This is a genomic window from Neoroseomonas lacus (assembly GCF_014644535.1).
Classification (GTDB): Bacteria; Pseudomonadota; Alphaproteobacteria; order Acetobacterales; family Acetobacteraceae; genus Neoroseomonas; species Neoroseomonas lacus.
Genome location: NZ_BMKW01000007.1, coordinates 86,179 through 100,650 on the forward strand (window position 1 = coordinate 86,179; position 14,472 = coordinate 100,650).

Annotated in this window: 13 protein-coding genes and 1 tRNA gene; 3 read left to right on the forward strand and 11 right to left on the reverse strand. The window is 67.7% G+C overall.

Translation table 11 applies throughout. The features are described 5' to 3' along the window. Positions 1-27: 27 nt before the first annotated feature. The 10 genes from clpX to IEY36_RS14775 all read right to left on the reverse strand — a co-directional run bounded on the left by clpX (position 28) and on the right by IEY36_RS14775 (position 10,350). Positions 28-1,284, reverse strand: a complete 1,257-nt coding sequence (gene clpX / locus IEY36_RS14730; RefSeq protein ID WP_188967918.1) for an ATP-dependent Clp protease ATP-binding subunit ClpX — start codon at positions 1,282-1,284, stop codon at positions 28-30. 100 nt (positions 1,285-1,384) lie between these two features. Then, positions 1,385-2,032, reverse strand: a complete 648-nt coding sequence (clpP, locus tag IEY36_RS14735; RefSeq protein WP_229681327.1) for an ATP-dependent Clp endopeptidase proteolytic subunit ClpP — start codon at positions 2,030-2,032, stop codon at positions 1,385-1,387. Between the two features lie 94 nt (positions 2,033-2,126). Continuing rightward, positions 2,127-2,915, reverse strand: coding sequence for an MBL fold metallo-hydrolase (locus tag IEY36_RS14740; protein ID WP_188968379.1), 789 nt, complete (start codon positions 2,913-2,915; stop codon positions 2,127-2,129). A gap of 7 nt (positions 2,916-2,922) precedes the next feature. Then, the gene (locus IEY36_RS14745; protein WP_188967920.1) at positions 2,923-3,696 is read right to left on the reverse strand and encodes a TatD family hydrolase; all 774 of its coding nucleotides are present in this window, start codon (positions 3,694-3,696) and stop codon (positions 2,923-2,925) included. Between the two features lies 1 nt (position 3,697). After that, positions 3,698-5,272, reverse strand: coding sequence for a methionine--tRNA ligase (metG, locus tag IEY36_RS14750; protein ID WP_188967921.1), 1,575 nt, complete (start codon positions 5,270-5,272; stop codon positions 3,698-3,700). Between the two features lie 139 nt (positions 5,273-5,411). Further along, positions 5,412-6,413 carry a DNA polymerase III subunit delta' gene (locus IEY36_RS14755; RefSeq protein ID WP_188967923.1) on the reverse strand — a complete coding sequence of 334 codons (1,002 nt, stop codon included), beginning with the start codon at positions 6,411-6,413 and terminating at the stop codon, positions 5,412-5,414. A gap of 94 nt (positions 6,414-6,507) precedes the next feature. Beyond that, a complete protein-coding gene (gene tmk / locus IEY36_RS14760) occupies positions 6,508-7,134 on the reverse strand; it encodes a dTMP kinase (protein ID WP_188968381.1) in 627 nt (208 codons plus the stop codon). Between the two features lie 49 nt (positions 7,135-7,183). Further along, positions 7,184-8,407, reverse strand: a complete 1,224-nt coding sequence (locus IEY36_RS14765; RefSeq protein ID WP_188967925.1) for a D-alanyl-D-alanine carboxypeptidase family protein — start codon at positions 8,405-8,407, stop codon at positions 7,184-7,186. Between the two features lie 30 nt (positions 8,408-8,437). Then, the gene (locus IEY36_RS14770) at positions 8,438-9,304 is read right to left on the reverse strand and encodes a septal ring lytic transglycosylase RlpA family protein (RefSeq protein ID WP_188967927.1); all 867 of its coding nucleotides are present in this window, start codon (positions 9,302-9,304) and stop codon (positions 8,438-8,440) included. Next, positions 9,301-10,350 carry a lytic murein transglycosylase gene (locus tag IEY36_RS14775; protein ID WP_188967929.1) on the reverse strand — a complete coding sequence of 350 codons (1,050 nt, stop codon included), beginning with the start codon at positions 10,348-10,350 and terminating at the stop codon, positions 9,301-9,303. Before IEY36_RS14775 ends, IEY36_RS14770 begins: the two co-directional genes overlap by 4 nt. 107 nt (positions 10,351-10,457) lie before the next feature. On the opposite strand from IEY36_RS14775, the gene IEY36_RS14780 reads away from it, so the two are divergent. Continuing rightward, complete coding sequence (locus tag IEY36_RS14780; RefSeq protein ID WP_188967931.1) at positions 10,458-11,858, forward strand: MmgE/PrpD family protein; 1,401 nt, start codon at positions 10,458-10,460, stop codon at positions 11,856-11,858. Between the two features lie 18 nt (positions 11,859-11,876). Continuing rightward, a tRNA-Ser gene (locus IEY36_RS14785) sits at positions 11,877-11,964 on the forward strand. A gap of 66 nt (positions 11,965-12,030) precedes the next feature. Here the strand turns inward: IEY36_RS14785 and IEY36_RS14790 are convergent. Then, on the reverse strand, positions 12,031-13,446 hold the full coding sequence (locus tag IEY36_RS14790) for a hypothetical protein (protein WP_188967933.1): 1,416 nt from the start codon (positions 13,444-13,446) through the stop codon (positions 12,031-12,033). Between the two features lie 328 nt (positions 13,447-13,774). Here IEY36_RS14790 and IEY36_RS14795 point away from each other — a divergent pair, with 328 nt between their 5' ends. Beyond that, the gene (locus IEY36_RS14795; RefSeq protein ID WP_188967935.1) at positions 13,775-14,434 is read left to right on the forward strand and encodes a DsbA family oxidoreductase; all 660 of its coding nucleotides are present in this window, start codon (positions 13,775-13,777) and stop codon (positions 14,432-14,434) included. Positions 14,435-14,472 lie beyond the last annotated feature (38 nt).

Genomic DNA, 14,472 nt, shown 5'->3' on the forward strand with positions numbered 1-14,472 from the left:
AGGGCGTCCTGGAACGCCCTGTACAATTCAGGCCGAGGTCTGCTCGGCCGGCCTTTCGCCATAGATGAACAGCGGCTGGGCGCGGCCTTCCGCGACCTCACGGTTCACCACCACCTCCTCAACCGCCTCGAGCCCTGGCAGGTCGAACATGGTGGTGAGCAGGATCGCCTCCATGATCGAGCGTAGGCCACGCGCGCCGGTCTTGCGCTGGATGGCACGGGCGGAGACCGCCTTCAGCGCGTCCTCCGTGAAGGTGAGCTTCGCTCCCTCCATCTCGAACAGCCGGCCATACTGCTTGACCAGGGCGTTCTTCGGCTTGGTCAGGATTTCGATCAGCGCCTTCTCGTCGAGGTCGTCCAGCGTGGCGACCACCGGCAGACGGCCGATGAATTCCGGGATCAGGCCGAATTTCAGCAGGTCCTCGGGCTCCACCTCGCGCAGAATCTGGCCCGTGCGACGCTCATCCGGGTCCCGCACATCGGCGCCGTATCCGATGCCCGAGCCCTTGCCGCGCGCCCCGATGATCTTCTCGAGGCCGGAAAACGCGCCACCGCAAATGAACAGGATGTTCGAGGTATCGACCTGGAGGAATTCCTGCTGCGGATGCTTGCGCCCGCCCTGCGGCGGCACGGAGGCGACGGTGCCTTCCATGATCTTCAGCAGCGCCTGCTGGACGCCCTCCCCGCTCACATCGCGGGTGATCGAGGGGTTGTCCGACTTGCGGCTGATCTTGTCGACTTCGTCGATGTAGACGATGCCGCGCTGGGCGCGTTCCACATTGTAGTCGGCGGACTGCAGCAGCTTGAGGATGATGTTCTCGACATCCTCGCCGACATAGCCCGCCTCGGTCAGGGTGGTGGCGTCGGCCATGGTGAAGGGCACGTCGAGGATGCGCGCCAGCGTCTGCGCCAGCAGCGTCTTGCCCGAGCCGGTGGGGCCGACGAGCATGATGTTGGATTTGGCGATCTCGATGTCGGGGTTCTTCCCGCCATGGGCCAGCCGCTTGTAGTGGTTGTGCACTGCGACCGAGAGGACCTTCTTCGCATGGTCCTGGCCGATGACATAGTCATCAAGAACCTTGCAGATCTCCTTGGGCGTCGGCACGCCATCGCGCGACTTCACAAGCGTCGTCTTGTGCTCTTCGCGGATGATGTCCATGCACAGTTCGACGCATTCGTCGCAGATGAAGACGGTCGGCCCCGCAATGAGCTTGCGGACTTCATGCTGCGACTTGCCGCAGAACGAGCAATAGAGAGTGTTCTTGGAATCGCCGGACTTGCTCATGCGGTCTCCGTGTTCCCCGCAAGTACGGGAAACTGCAACAGGAATGTAGCCCCCGGGAGCCCGGGGGGAAAGCGAAACACGGCCCGTCCGATAGGCGTGATCACGCCTTCGTGGTTTCACTGGCCGGAACGGGGCGTTCTTCGACCACATGGTCGATCAGGCCGAAGTCACGGGCCTCCTCGGCCGACATGTAGCTGTCGCGCTCCAGCTTGTGCTCGATCGCCTCGATCGGCTGGCCGGTGTGCTTCACGTAGATCTCGTTCAGCCGCTGCCGCAGCTTCAGGATCTCGCGCGCCTGGATCTCGATGTCGGTCGCCTGGCCCTGGGCACCGCCGGAGGGCTGGTGGACCATGATCCGGCTGTTCGGCAGGGCATAGCGCTTGCCTTTGGCGCCGGCGGTCAGCAGCAGGGAGCCCATCGAGGCGGCCTGGCCGATGCACACGGTGCTGACGGGCGCGCGGATGTACTGCATTGTATCGTACATGGCGAGACCGGCAGAAACGACGCCGCCCGGAGAATTGATGTAGAAAGCGATGTCCTTGGCGGGGTTCTCGCTTTCAAGGAACAGCAACTGGGCGCAGATCAGAGAAGAAACCTGATCGAACACCGGCCCCGTCAGGAAGATAATGCGTTCCTTCAGCAGGCGCGAGTAGATGTCGAAGGCACGCTCACCGCGGGCCGTCTGCTCGATGACCATCGGAACCAGAGAGTTATTGTAGACTTCGACCGGGTCGCGATCCCGAATCATGGTGATGTCCTTTCGTCCCGGTGGCGCCGAATCAGCCCACCGTCTTCGAGGCGAATGTGGGGCATACCCCGCCCCCGTGAAAGCCCTGCCTGTGTCAGTCCAGTGTCAGGACCATGCCGTCATGCGCCGCCTCGACCCCGGGGGGCAGGTTGGCCTGCATCCAGCCATGGTCGAGGTCGGGACTCATATGCGTCAGTATCGTGCGCCGTGGGCGCAGCATCTCCACCCATTCAAGTACCTGGTCCAGATTGGCATGCACCTTGTGGGGCCGCCGCTGGAAGCATCCCACGACCCAGGTATCCAGGCCGTGAAGGTAGGCGAGGCTTTCCGCCGGCAATCGCACCAGGTCGGTGGAATAGGCAAAGCGGCCGATCCGGAAGCCCAGCGTCTCCATGACCGCGTGGTCCTGCAGGAAGGTCTGCACCTGGTGGCCGGCAATGGCGACCGCGTCCCCTGCCCGCAACCGCACCGGCTCCACCGCCGGGCGATAGAAGACCGGCGCGGTCGAGGGCAGGAAGGCGTAGTCGAAACGCTGCTTGAGGATCGACAACGTCCGTTCCGTGCCAAAGGCTTCCAGCGGCCGGCCAATGATCCGGTTGAGGATGCGCACCTCATCGAGCCCCATCACATGGTCGGCGTGGTCATGGGTGAACAGCACCGCATCCACCGCGGCCACGCGGCAGGCCAACAGCTGTGTCCGCAGATCCGGGCCGGTATCGACCAGCAGGCGCCCGCCGCCCCCGCCCTCGACCAGGACGGAGGAGCGCGTGCGCTGGTTCAGCGGATTGGTCGGGTCGCAGGCACCCCACCAGCCGCCGCCATCCTCGCCACCGATCTGCGGCACGCCACCGGAACCGCCGCACCCCAGAATTGTTACCTTCAACAAGGTCTTACGCCATCTTCCTGAACAAACGCCGAAAATTCGTGCTGGTCAGATCCTCAAGCGCCGCCATCTCCAGGCCGCGGATTTCCGCCAAAACCTTTGCAGTATAGGCCACGAAGCCCGGCTCGCAGCGCTTGCCCCGGAAGGGCACGGGCGCGAGATAGGGCGAATCCGTCTCAACCAGCAGGCGATCGGCAGGCAAGTCCCGCGCCACATCGCGGATGTCCTGGCTTTTCGGGAAGGTCAGGATGCCGGAGAAGGACACATAGCCGCCCATTTCCACTGATTTTTCCGCCAGTTCCTGCCCGCTGCTGAAGCAATGCAGCAGGAAGTCGAACCAGCCGCCGGCGTCGCGCTCCTCGCGCAGAATGGCCAGGATATCGTCATCCGCCTGCCGCGCATGGATCGCCAGGGGCAGCCCGGCCAGGCGCGCGGCGCGGATATGGCGGCGGAAATTCTCCGCCTGAACATCGCGCGGCGCCTTGTCATAGAAGTAGTCTAGCCCGCTTTCGCCGATGCCGATGATGCGCGGGTGCTCAGCCTCGGCGGCGATTTCCTCCGGCGTGGGCAGTGGCCCTTCCGCGGCATTGTGCGGGTGGATGCCGACCGTGCCCCAGACCTCCGTGAAGCGCTCGGTCAGCGCCTTCACCGCCGGCGCCTGGGACATACGCACGCCGATCGTCACCATGCGGGTGACGCCGGCGGCCTTGGCGCGGGCGACGACCTGATCGATCTCGGCCTCGGTGAAGTAGTCGAGGTGGCAATGGCTATCGATCAGCATCTCAGGCGGCCGGCAACTCGATCTTGCGGAACAGCGGGGCAGGCGCCGGCAAGGCGATCCCACCGGGCAGAGCGGTGCCAAGCGCGGCGATGTCGCGTGCCTCGGCCGGCACGCCGAGCTGGTCCAGCATCTTCCCCGCCGTCTCAGGCATGAAGGGCTGCAACAGCGTGGCATAGCAACGTAGCGCGGTGTGCAGGTGGCGCAGCACCACCGCCATACGCACCGGGTCGGTCTTCTTCAGGGCCCATGGCGCCTCGAGCGTGATGTAGCCATTGGCATCCCGCACCGAAGCCATGACCGCCTCCAACGCCAGGTGGAATTCCTGGCGGTCGAGCCGCTCGCGCAGCTGGCCGGGCAGCGCCACCACGCCTTCGAGGAACTCCCGGCCCACCACCGCGTCGCCAGCCTCGGGCAGCCTGCCTTCGCAGTTCCGTTGAATCAGCGACAAGGTCCGGTTGGCGAGGTTGCCCAGCGCATCCGCCAACTCGCCATTCAGCCGGTTCACCAAGGACTTGCGCGAGAAATCGCCGTCCTGGCCGAAAGGCACTTCGCGCAACAGGAAGTAGCGCACCGGGTCGAGCCCGTATTCCTCCACCAGCGAGACCGGGTCGATCACATTGCCCAGCGACTTGCTGATCTTCTGGCCTTCATTGGTCCACCAGCCATGAGCGAAGACGCGCCTGGCGGTCGGCAGCCCGGCCGCGAGCAGCATCGCCGGCCAGTAGATGGTGTGGAAGCGGACGATGTCCTTGCCGACGAAATGCACATCGGCGGGCCAGAAGCGCCAGCGTTCGGCATTGGTGTCCGGGTAGCCCGCCGCGGTGATGTAGTTGGTCAGCGCATCGACCCAGACATACATCACATGCTTCTCGTCGCCCGGCACCTTCACGCCCCAGGTGAAGGAGGTGCGGGAGACCGAAAGATCCAGCTTTTCCGACCCTTCGCCGAAATCCTTGAGCCCCTGGGCGACGAAGGAGCGCACCTCGTTCCGGCGGCTTTCCGGCTGGATGTCGATGCGTTCCGGGTTGCCTTCCGGCAGGTCGTAGCGACGCAGCAGTTCCGGCAGCCATTTGGACAGGCGGAAGAAATAGGAAGGCTCCCTCACCCACTCCACCGGCGCACCGGAGGGCGCATACTTCACGCCGTCGCGTTCGGTCAGTTCATCCGGGCCGTAGAATGCTTCATCGCGAACGGCGTACCAGCCTTCGTAGTCACCGAGGTAGATCTCGCCACGCTCGGCCAGCACCTGCCACAGTGCCGTGCAGGCATCCTTGTGGCGCGGTTCGGTGGTGCGGATGAAGTCGTCGTTCGAGAAGCCCATCGTCGCGGTCAGGTCGCGGAAGGCTTGGCTGACGCGGTCGGTGAAGGCCTGCGGGTCCTCGCCGGCATCCTTCGCCGCCTTCTCGACCTTCTGGCCATGCTCATCGGTGCCGGTCAGGAAGAAGACCTCATGCCCATCGAGCCGCTTGAAGCGCGCCAGCACATCGGTCGCCAGCGAGGTATAGGCGTGGCCGATATGGGGCTTGTCGTTGACGTAGTAGATCGGCGTGGTGAGGTAGATGCTTGGCTTGGCCATGGAAATCCGGTCCGGAGCTTCATCGGGTCGCGCTTCGCGGGTCATCCGGTGTCGCCGCCGGAGCCGTAAGCGCGGATTGTCGTCTTGTCGCGTCTTCCAACCGGCCCGGCATTGCCAGCGGTGCTGAAAACGCTCCGTTTCAGGGGTGCGCGAGCCAGGAAAGGCCCGTGAGCACGGCCTGTTTGCGGTCGAGATTCAACCGCTCGGTATCATCCGCGAGAGTGCCGAGCCTATCCCACAGCCCTGCCCAGACGGCAAGCGTATGGCACCCCATCCAGCCTGGCGCCGGCTGCCCGCGCGCGGCCTCGCGCAGGGCCGCGGCGATCGCGCCGCGCAGCAGCCCGAAGAAGATGCCGAGGGCGACGCCCGTGCGGTCCATCGCCAGCTTGTCCGCCAGCGCGTGGTTGCGCGGCTCGCCGGAGGTCGCCAGCGCGGCAAGGCTCGCTTCCACCGCATCCTGCAAGGCTAGGCCGCCCGCCTCCATCAATGCCATTGCCCGCCCCGGCGAGCCGGCCGCCAGCGCCACCAGCCGGGCGCGTTCCCCCGCGGCGAGGTCCGGCAGCATCCGTGCCAGCAGCATGTCCATCTCGCCGCCCGCGAGCGGGTTGAGGTCGAGCCGCCGGCAGCGGCTGCGAATCGTAGGCAGTAGTTTCTGCGGCGCCGAGCAGACAAGCAGCAGCACCGTCTTCGGCGGCGGCTCCTCCAGGGTCTTGAGCAGGGTGTTCTGCACCTGCGGCTGGTCGGCCCGCTCGGCCTCGTCCAGCACCACGACGCGCCAGCCGCCCTCGGCCGCGGTCTGCGTCAGGAATCGCACGGCTTCGCGCGCATCGTCGACGCGCAGCACGCGTTTGACGCCGCGATCGCCGGTGTTGGGTTCCAGGGTGAAGCAGTCGGCATGGGTGTCGGCGGCAATGCGGCGGAACACCGGGCTGGCCGGGTCGAGGTGCAAGGGCGGCGTGGTGTCCGGCAGGCCCGCCAGCAGCCAGCGGGTGAAGCGCCAGGCGAGCGTCGCCTTGCCGATGCCCGGCGCGCCGCAGATCAGCCAGGCATGGTGCATGCGGCCGGAGCGGGCGGCGTCGCGCAGGGTGCGGGCGGCCTCGTCATGGCCGACCAGGTCGGGGTTGGCGCGGGGGTCGATCATGGGTGAAGACGGAGGGGCTCTGCGCCAGTTGCGCGATACTCTCCGGGGGCGGAACCGGAGAGGGGCAGAGCCCCCTTCCGGCCTGCCTGCCCCATCACAGCCCTACCCCCAACCGTTCACGCAACACCCCCGCGATCCCGGCAAAGACCTGATCCGCGCCTCCCGCCGCATCCACCACCGCGCAGCGCCCTGGTTCCGCCTGGGCGATCGTCAGGAAGCCGGCGCGCACCCGCGCATGGAAATCGAGCCCCATCCGCTCATATCGATCGGCGCCGCTGCGGGCGGCCGCGCGCGCCATGCCGGCCTCCGGCGCCATGTCCAGCACCAGGGTCACGTCCGGGGCAAAGCCGTCCAGCGCAACCTCGGCCAACCGCGCCCAGACCGCGCGCGGCAGCCCCTGCGCGCCCTGATAGGCGAGCGTCGAATCGGCGAAGCGGTCACTGATCACCCAGCCGCCGATGGCGAGGAAGGGGCGGATCGTCTTCACCAGATGCTCGCGCCGGGCGGCGAAATGCAGCATGGCCTCGGCCACCGGGTCCCATGGCCCATGGCCGAGCAGCAGGTCGCGAATGCGCTCCGCCCCCGGCGTGCCGCCCGGTTCGCGGGTGCGCAGCACGGCTCGGCCGGTCGCCGCGAGCGCGTTGGCAAGCCGCCGCGCCTGGGTCGACTTCCCAGCCCCCTCGCCGCCTTCCAGAGTGATGAAGCGTCCCGGTTCCAGCATCATCGGCTGGTGTGGCGCCGCCCGGCGGCTGCGTCAAACCCGCCGATCGTCAGCCTCGCGCGCCGAAGACGAACTGGCTGACCACCGCCGGAATGCGCGAGATCAGCCCGAGCTTCTCGACATCCGCCCCCGCCAGCAGCGGCACGCGCAACTCCGGCACCCCCTGCCCGCCGACCTGCATCTCGCCGATCTGCTGGCCACGCGCGACGGGGGCGGTCAGCGGCGCGTCGTAATGCAGCCGCACCTCAAGGCGCGAGCGCCACTGCCGCGGCAGGGTCAGCACCAGGTCGCGCCCGCCCACCATTGGCACCTTGGCGCGTTCACCCAGATAGACCGGCACTTCCTCGATGGTGTCCTGGGCGCGGAACAGCACCACCGCCTCGAACTCGCGGAAGGCCCATTCCATCAGCCGCTCGCTCTCCTCGGAGCGGCTGCGCATCGTCGGCAGGCCGTTCAGCACCAGGATCACGCGCCGGTCGCCGCGCTTCGCACTGCCGGTCAGGCCATAGCCCGCATCTTCCGTATGCCCGGTCTTGAGGCCATCGGCCCCGGCGACACGCGACAGCAGCGGATTGCGGTTCTCCTGAGTGATGTTGTTATAGCGGAAGGACCGCATGTTGTAGAATGGATAGTATTCAGGGAAGTCGGCGATGATCCGCCGCGCCAGGATACTGAGGTCGCGCGCCGTCATCTTGTGGTCAGGGTCGGGCCAGCCCGTCGAATTGCGGAAGGTGCTGTGCTGCAGGCCGATCCGCCGCGCGGTCTGGTTCAGCAATTCGGCAAACTGGGTCTCGCTGCCGCTGATGCCCTCGGCGAGCACGACACAGGCATCATTGCCGGAATGCACGATGACGCCGTGGATCAGGTCCTCGACCTTGATCTGCGACCCGAGGTCCACGAACATCTTCGACCCGCCCATACGCCAAGCCCGTTCGCTGACCGGCAGCGACTGGTCGAGCTGCAGCCGCCCGGCCTTCAGCTGCTCGAAGACGACGTACATCGTCATCAGCTTGGACATGGAGGATGGCGGCATCAGCTCGTCGGCGTTCTTTTCGAGCAGAGTCGCCCCGGTCGCGAAATCGATGACGAGCGCCTGTCGCGCCAGCACGTCAAGCGGGCCGAGCGGCGTGTCGGCCGGCGAGCCGGCGGACTGGGTCGCGGCCGCGCGCCGGCCGCGCGGGGCCGGCGCGCGCTGCGCCAGCGCGGGCGTGGCAAGGACCGGCCCGGCCAGGCCGGCAAGAGCACCGCCAAGCAGCGTGCGTCGATCGGTCATGCTGGCAATTCCTGTCTCTGGGGCGGCATGTCAGTCCACCAGGATACGTGCACCGGATACTCCTGCCGCCAGAGTCCGCTCAAGCGCCGCGTCGGCCTGCGCCGCGGTCTGGAATGGGCCACTCCGCACGCGGTAGCGTTGGTCGCGCCGGGGGCCGAAGGCTTCGACCCGCGCGCCGGGGACCCGCGCGGCCAGGCGTTGCGCCGCATCGGCGCGCGACAGGGTGCCGGCCTCGACGAAGATCCTGCCCGGTTGCGCCGTGCCGCGCGTGACCGTCTCCGGCAGCGCGATGTCGGCGACGACGGCCGCCGCCGGCGCCGCGGCGGCGGCCACAGGAGTGGCGTCGATGCGCTGGCCGGCGGCGCGCGCGCCGGGCGGTGGGGCGAGGCTTTCGGTGGCGACGGCGGCGCGCGGGGCGGTCTCGATGGCAACCGCTTCCGGTGCGCGGCCCAGCACGCCGGCGGCCAGGGCGCGGCTACGCTCGCCATCGACCGTCAGCCGCACCTGCGCGGCGGCGCCGGGCGGGATGCCGAGCAGGTCCGCCGCGCGGTCCGACAGCCCAATCACCCGGCCCGGATTGACCGGCCCGCGGTCGTTCACCCGCAGCGTCAGCGACGAGCCGTTTTCCAGGTTCGTCACCGTCACCACCGCCGGCAGTTGCAGCGTCCGGTGCGCGGCGAGCGCGCGGGAAGCGCTCCATGCCTCGCCATTGGCGGTGGGCGTGCCCCAGCCCGGCCCGGGCTGGCGGGTCGCGAGGCCGGTCTCGACCAGCGCAAAATCCTGCTGTGGATAGGACCAGGCGCCGCCCAGGCTGTACGGCTCGCCGACCATGTAGCGCGGCTGCGGGGTGCTGCAGGCGGCGGCCAGCAGCAACGGCAGGAGGAAGCGCGTCTTCAAGCCACCCGGTCCGACAGCAGCCCGACCGCGAGGCCGTAATTCACCGGCGAGTTGTAGCGCCGGATCACCCGCAGGTTGTGATGGCCGAGGAAGACCTGGCCGGCGCCGCGCGAAGGCAGCACGATCTGCGCCTCGGGCCGGTCGGTCGGCAGCGGGCCGCCATTGCCGGCACGGAAGCCCATGCGGGCGAAGTCGCGCATCGGGCGGCGCGTCTGAGTGTCGGCGCCGTCCAGGGTGAAGCCGGATGGTGGGATGACCTCGAGGCCCCAGGGCTCGCCGGCGCGCCAGCCGTTGCGATTGAAGTAGTTGGCGATGGAGGCGAGCGCATCCGCCTTGTCATCCCAGATGTCGCGCCGGCCATCGCCATCGAAATCGACGGCGAAGCGGTCGAAATTGGACGGCATGAATTGCGGCTGGCCCATCGCGCCGGCCCAGGAGCCGGCCATACGGTCGTTGCGGATGTGCCCCTCGTCGAGGATCTTCAGCGCGGCGAACAGCTCATTGCGGAAATAGGAGGCGCGGCGGCCCTCCCAGGCGAGCGTCGCCAGCGCCTCGACCACCTTGAAGCCGCCGGTATTGCCGCCGAAATTCGTCTCCACGCCCCAGATCGCGACGATGACGCTGGGCGAGACGCTGAAACGCTGCTCGATCCGGCGCAGCAGGGCGGCGTTCTCGGTGTAGTTGCGCCGGCCGTTCTGCACCCGGGTCGGCGAGACCATGATGCGGTCGCGATATTCCTCCCAGGCCATGCCGCCTTCGGCCTGGCGACGGTCGAGCTGGATGACGCGCTGGTTCGGCCTAATCCCGGCGAAGGCGGTGTTCAGGACGTTTTGCGACAGGCCGCGGCGACGGCCCTCCGTCTTCACGCCCTCGACGAATCGGTCGAAGGGCACCGAGGCGACCGGCAGGTATTCCGGTTCCGCGCCTGGCGAGGCGGCCGGAACCGGCGCCGGCAAGGCCGCCGTCGCGGCCGGTGCATTGTTGGAGGGCGAGGCCGCGCAGCCGGCGAGCGGCGCTGCGGCGAGGAGGATGCGGCGCGTGATCATTACCGTCAGGTGCCATGCGCTCCGGGCGGAAGCAAACACGACTTGCATGCCTTGGCCGCCTCGCCGGGAGTGCTACAACCCACAAGTTAGTCCGGAGGATAAACGTCATGGCTGCCGTCACGCGCGACCTTGCTGCCTTCACCGCCGCGATCCGCTTTGAATCGCTGCCGGCCGAGGTACAGGAGCGGACCCGCTTCCTGGTGCTCGACCTGGTCGGCAACATGCTGCGCGGCCGTCACGATGCCGAGAGCACGGCGCCCCTGCTGGCTGCGGCGCGTTCGCTGGGCCTCGCGGCCGGCTCGGCGGCGGTATTCGGCGACTCGGCACGCTACACGCCGGCCGGGGCGGCGCTGGTCAATGGCACCACGGCGCATTCGCTTGATTTCGACGACACCCATGCGGCCGGTACACTGCATCCGGGCGCGCCGGTGATCCCGGCTGCCCTCGCCGCTGCCGAGATGGTCGGCGCCGACGGCCGCACCGTGCTGGGGGCGATTGTCGCCGGTTATGAAGTGACCTGCCGGCTGGCGCTGTCGCTGCCCGGTGGCGACCATTACGATCGCGGCTACCACCCCACCGCGACCTGCGGCGCCTTCGGCGCAGCGGCGGCGGCGGCGCGGGTGTTCGGCCTATCGGCGGCGCAGATCGAGGATGCCTTTGGCATTGCCCTGTCCCAGGCGGCCGGGTCGTTGCAGTTCCTGGCCAATGGCGCCTGGACGAAGCGGTTCCAGGTGGGCTGGTCGGCGCTCAATGGCCTGACCGCTGCCTCCCTGGCGCGTGAGGGCTTCCGCGGTGCCGGCGAGGCGCTGGAAGGCCGCGCGGGCTTCCTGCGCGCGTATGCGCCGAACCCGAACCCGGCGCGGGCGTTGCAGGGTCTGGGCACCGAGTGGGAACTGATGGAAACGGCGGTGAAGCCCTACCCGTCCTGCCGGTATGGCCATGCCAATGTCGATGCGGCGCTCGCGCTGCGAACCGAGTTGGGCCTCAAGACCGAAGAGATCGAGAGCGTCACCATGGGCTTGCCGAACAAGGGCATGCTGCTGGTGGGCGCGCCGACGCAGTACAAGCAGAACCCGCAGAACATCGTCGATGGCCAGTTCAGCGGGCCCTTCGTGGTGGCCTGCGCGCTCGCCCGCGGGCATTTCGGCTGGGACAGCTATGCTTGGCTGCTGGATGCCGACCTGCGCGGGCTGATGAAGAAGATCCTGCCGGTCGAGGATGCGGAGGTCGAAGCCGACTTCCCCGAATACATGTCCGGCAAGCTGACGGTGCAGGCGCGCGGCCAGACCTTCGTGAAGAAGATCAACTTGCCCAAGGGCGAACCGGCGAACTTCCTGACCGAGGCGGAGTTGCGGGCGAAGTTCCATGGCCTGGCCGATGCGGTGCTGGGTGCCGAGCGTTCGGCGCAATTGGCCGATGCGGTGCTGAACCTCGACAAGGCGCCGGATGTGCACGGGATGATGCGGCTTGGCGCGCCGATGATGGCGGCGCGGCTGGCGGGCGAATAAACCCGCGCCGCATTGCTTGGATGGGTGGCCGAGTGGTCTATGGCAGCGGTCTTGAAAACCGCCAGGGTGCAAGCCCTCGTGGGTTCGAATCCCACCCCATCCGCCAGTCTACCAGCAGGGATCGCCGCCTGATCGGGATGCCGCCAGGCAGCCTGGCGGTATCCGGCGTCGGTCACTGCGCTTGGAAGTCGGTCTGCTCGGTGGATGCCTGTTGCTCGGTCTGCGGCGCCGGTGGGCCGCTGTAGTATTCGCGAAACACCGGCCAGATCTGCCCCCCACAGACGATGTTGCGGTTCGCCAGCGCGACGAACGCATCGTTGCGCGCCTCATTCGGCATGTCCGACACATCGAGATGGTTGGGCGGCAGGCAGGTCACGGCATCGCGAGGTGATGCCGGTTCGGACAGATAGGCAATCAGTTGTGGCAGTTTGTCGCGCTGAAGACCGAGCGACTGTCTTGAGACGATCAGCGCGGCCATGGCGCAGACGACCAGCCCCAGCCACGGCGCGTGCCGCGCCCAGATCCTGGCGGCCTCAGCCCAGAGCCAGATGACGCCGATCGCAACAAGGGCCACCGACCCCACCCATTGGCGCGGCAATACCCAGTACTGGGCAAGGTATGAGCACAGGCTGATCAGCAGCGAGAGGGCAAGGGACATCACGATGAGAAGCACTGGCGCCCAGAAAGCCCGGAAATCCTTCCGCTTGTCCGCCGGCAACAGCAGCAGCCCCAGAACGGCGACGCCGGTAAGCCCGGCGGCGATGACGTAGTGGCCGCTGAGGAATTGCGCATGGCTGTAGTCGGTGAAATTGGCCAGCGGGCCATACCGATGGAGCCATTCGAAGGGATCGAGTTCGAAAGGCGGCTGCTCCCGCAACCAGGTCATCACGCCGAGCAGGACATACAGGCCAGCACCGACAACTACCAGGATGGGATTGGCGAAAGCGAAGAGTGACGACAGGCTAAACCGCTTGCCCGTCGCGGCGCGATGATGAACATAGCCGACCAGGCAGACCGCCGGCCAATAGACGGCGAAATAGGGATGCATGACCGCGCCGAACACCGCAGCGAAGGTGCCATAGGCCAACAGGATGTGGCTTCGCGGGTAATGCGGGCGCGCGACGTAGTAGACCAGCAGGCCGACAGCCGCGGCGGGGATGGGGATGTAGGCGCGCGCCTCGCCGACGAAATACATCAGCAGGTGCTGGCCCGCCAAGGCGGCGACCACGATGGTCTGCCATAGGATCGAGAACCCCAGGACCCGGAACAGCATGACTGCCGAGGCCATCAGGAACAGGCCCGAGAGGATCGACGGCAACCGCAGCAACGTTGCATCGATGCCCAGATACGACAGCGTCCAGTAGTTCAGCATGATGTAGATGCCGGTCTGGCCATGCTGGTTGTAGTCGGCGGTCGCGACGAACATGTCCCACGCGGCGCGCGACGTCGGCTCCGCAGCGAAGGCGAAATGCGTGAACTCGTCGATCCAGATCGGCCGGCCGATCGAAGCACAAAGCCCGACGATGTAGAGGCACAACAGCAACGGTAGCGAACGCACTGCCGCGAGCGCCGCAGAACTCATCTTCATGCCTGCCCGGCCCCCGCGACGCCGTACCGGGGGCGTCCCATTTCCGCCTCCGATCCCGAAGATGTGAGCGACGTTAGTACGGGGCCGGGACGGGCCTGTCCACCGGTCCGATGGACCTGAGGATCGTTTCGCCGCGTGCGCCAGGCGGGGCGTGGCGATCCCGGCGCCACCATTCGTGCCGAGCCGCCCCCGACGTGCCGGGACCCGTCACCATGGCCGAGCCGGCAGGCGCGTCCGCCACCCGGGCATCCGTTGAGAATCGAGAGGCCAGAATGGCTTGCCCCTTGTTGCGGTTCCACCCAGGCGGACGCTGCACTAGGATGCGGGCGTGAACCTGCTCGTCCCCCCCCGCGCCCGGCTTCAGGTCGATGTCGTCTTCGACCTGGTATGCCCCTGGTGCTACCTCGGCACCCGGCGGCTGCGGCGCGCGCTGCGGGCGCGGCCCGACATCCTCGTCGACATCATTTGGCGCCCCTTCCTGCTGAACCCCGACATCCCCAGCGCGGGGCTGCCACGCCAGGAATTCCTCACCCGCAAATTCGGCGGCGAGGAGCGCGCGAAGCGCCTGCATGCCACCATCGCCGAACTCGGCGTGGCCGAGGGCGTGCCCTTCCGCTTCGACCGCATCCGCCGCATGCCATCGAGCCTCGACGCGCATCGCCTGGTGCGCTTCGCCGTGCGCGAGGGGCTGGGCGATGCGATGGTCGATACGCTGTTCCACGGCCACTTCGCCGAGGGGGCGGATCTTGGCCATGAGGACACGCTGGTACGACTCGCCATGCGGGTCGGGCTCGACGGCGTGGCGGTGCATCGCTTCCTCGAATCGGGTGCCGATGCGGATGCCGTGCATGCGGAGAATCTCCGCGCCCATCGCCTCGGCATCAATGGCGTGCCGTGCTTCGTCGTCGCTGGTCGCAACGCCATCGCCGGCGCGCAGGAACCCGAGGTTCTGGAGCGTCTGCTCGACGTTGCGCTGGTTGATGCGTGACAGAATCCGGCGGGGGCCTTGCGCGGTCCGCTGACCGC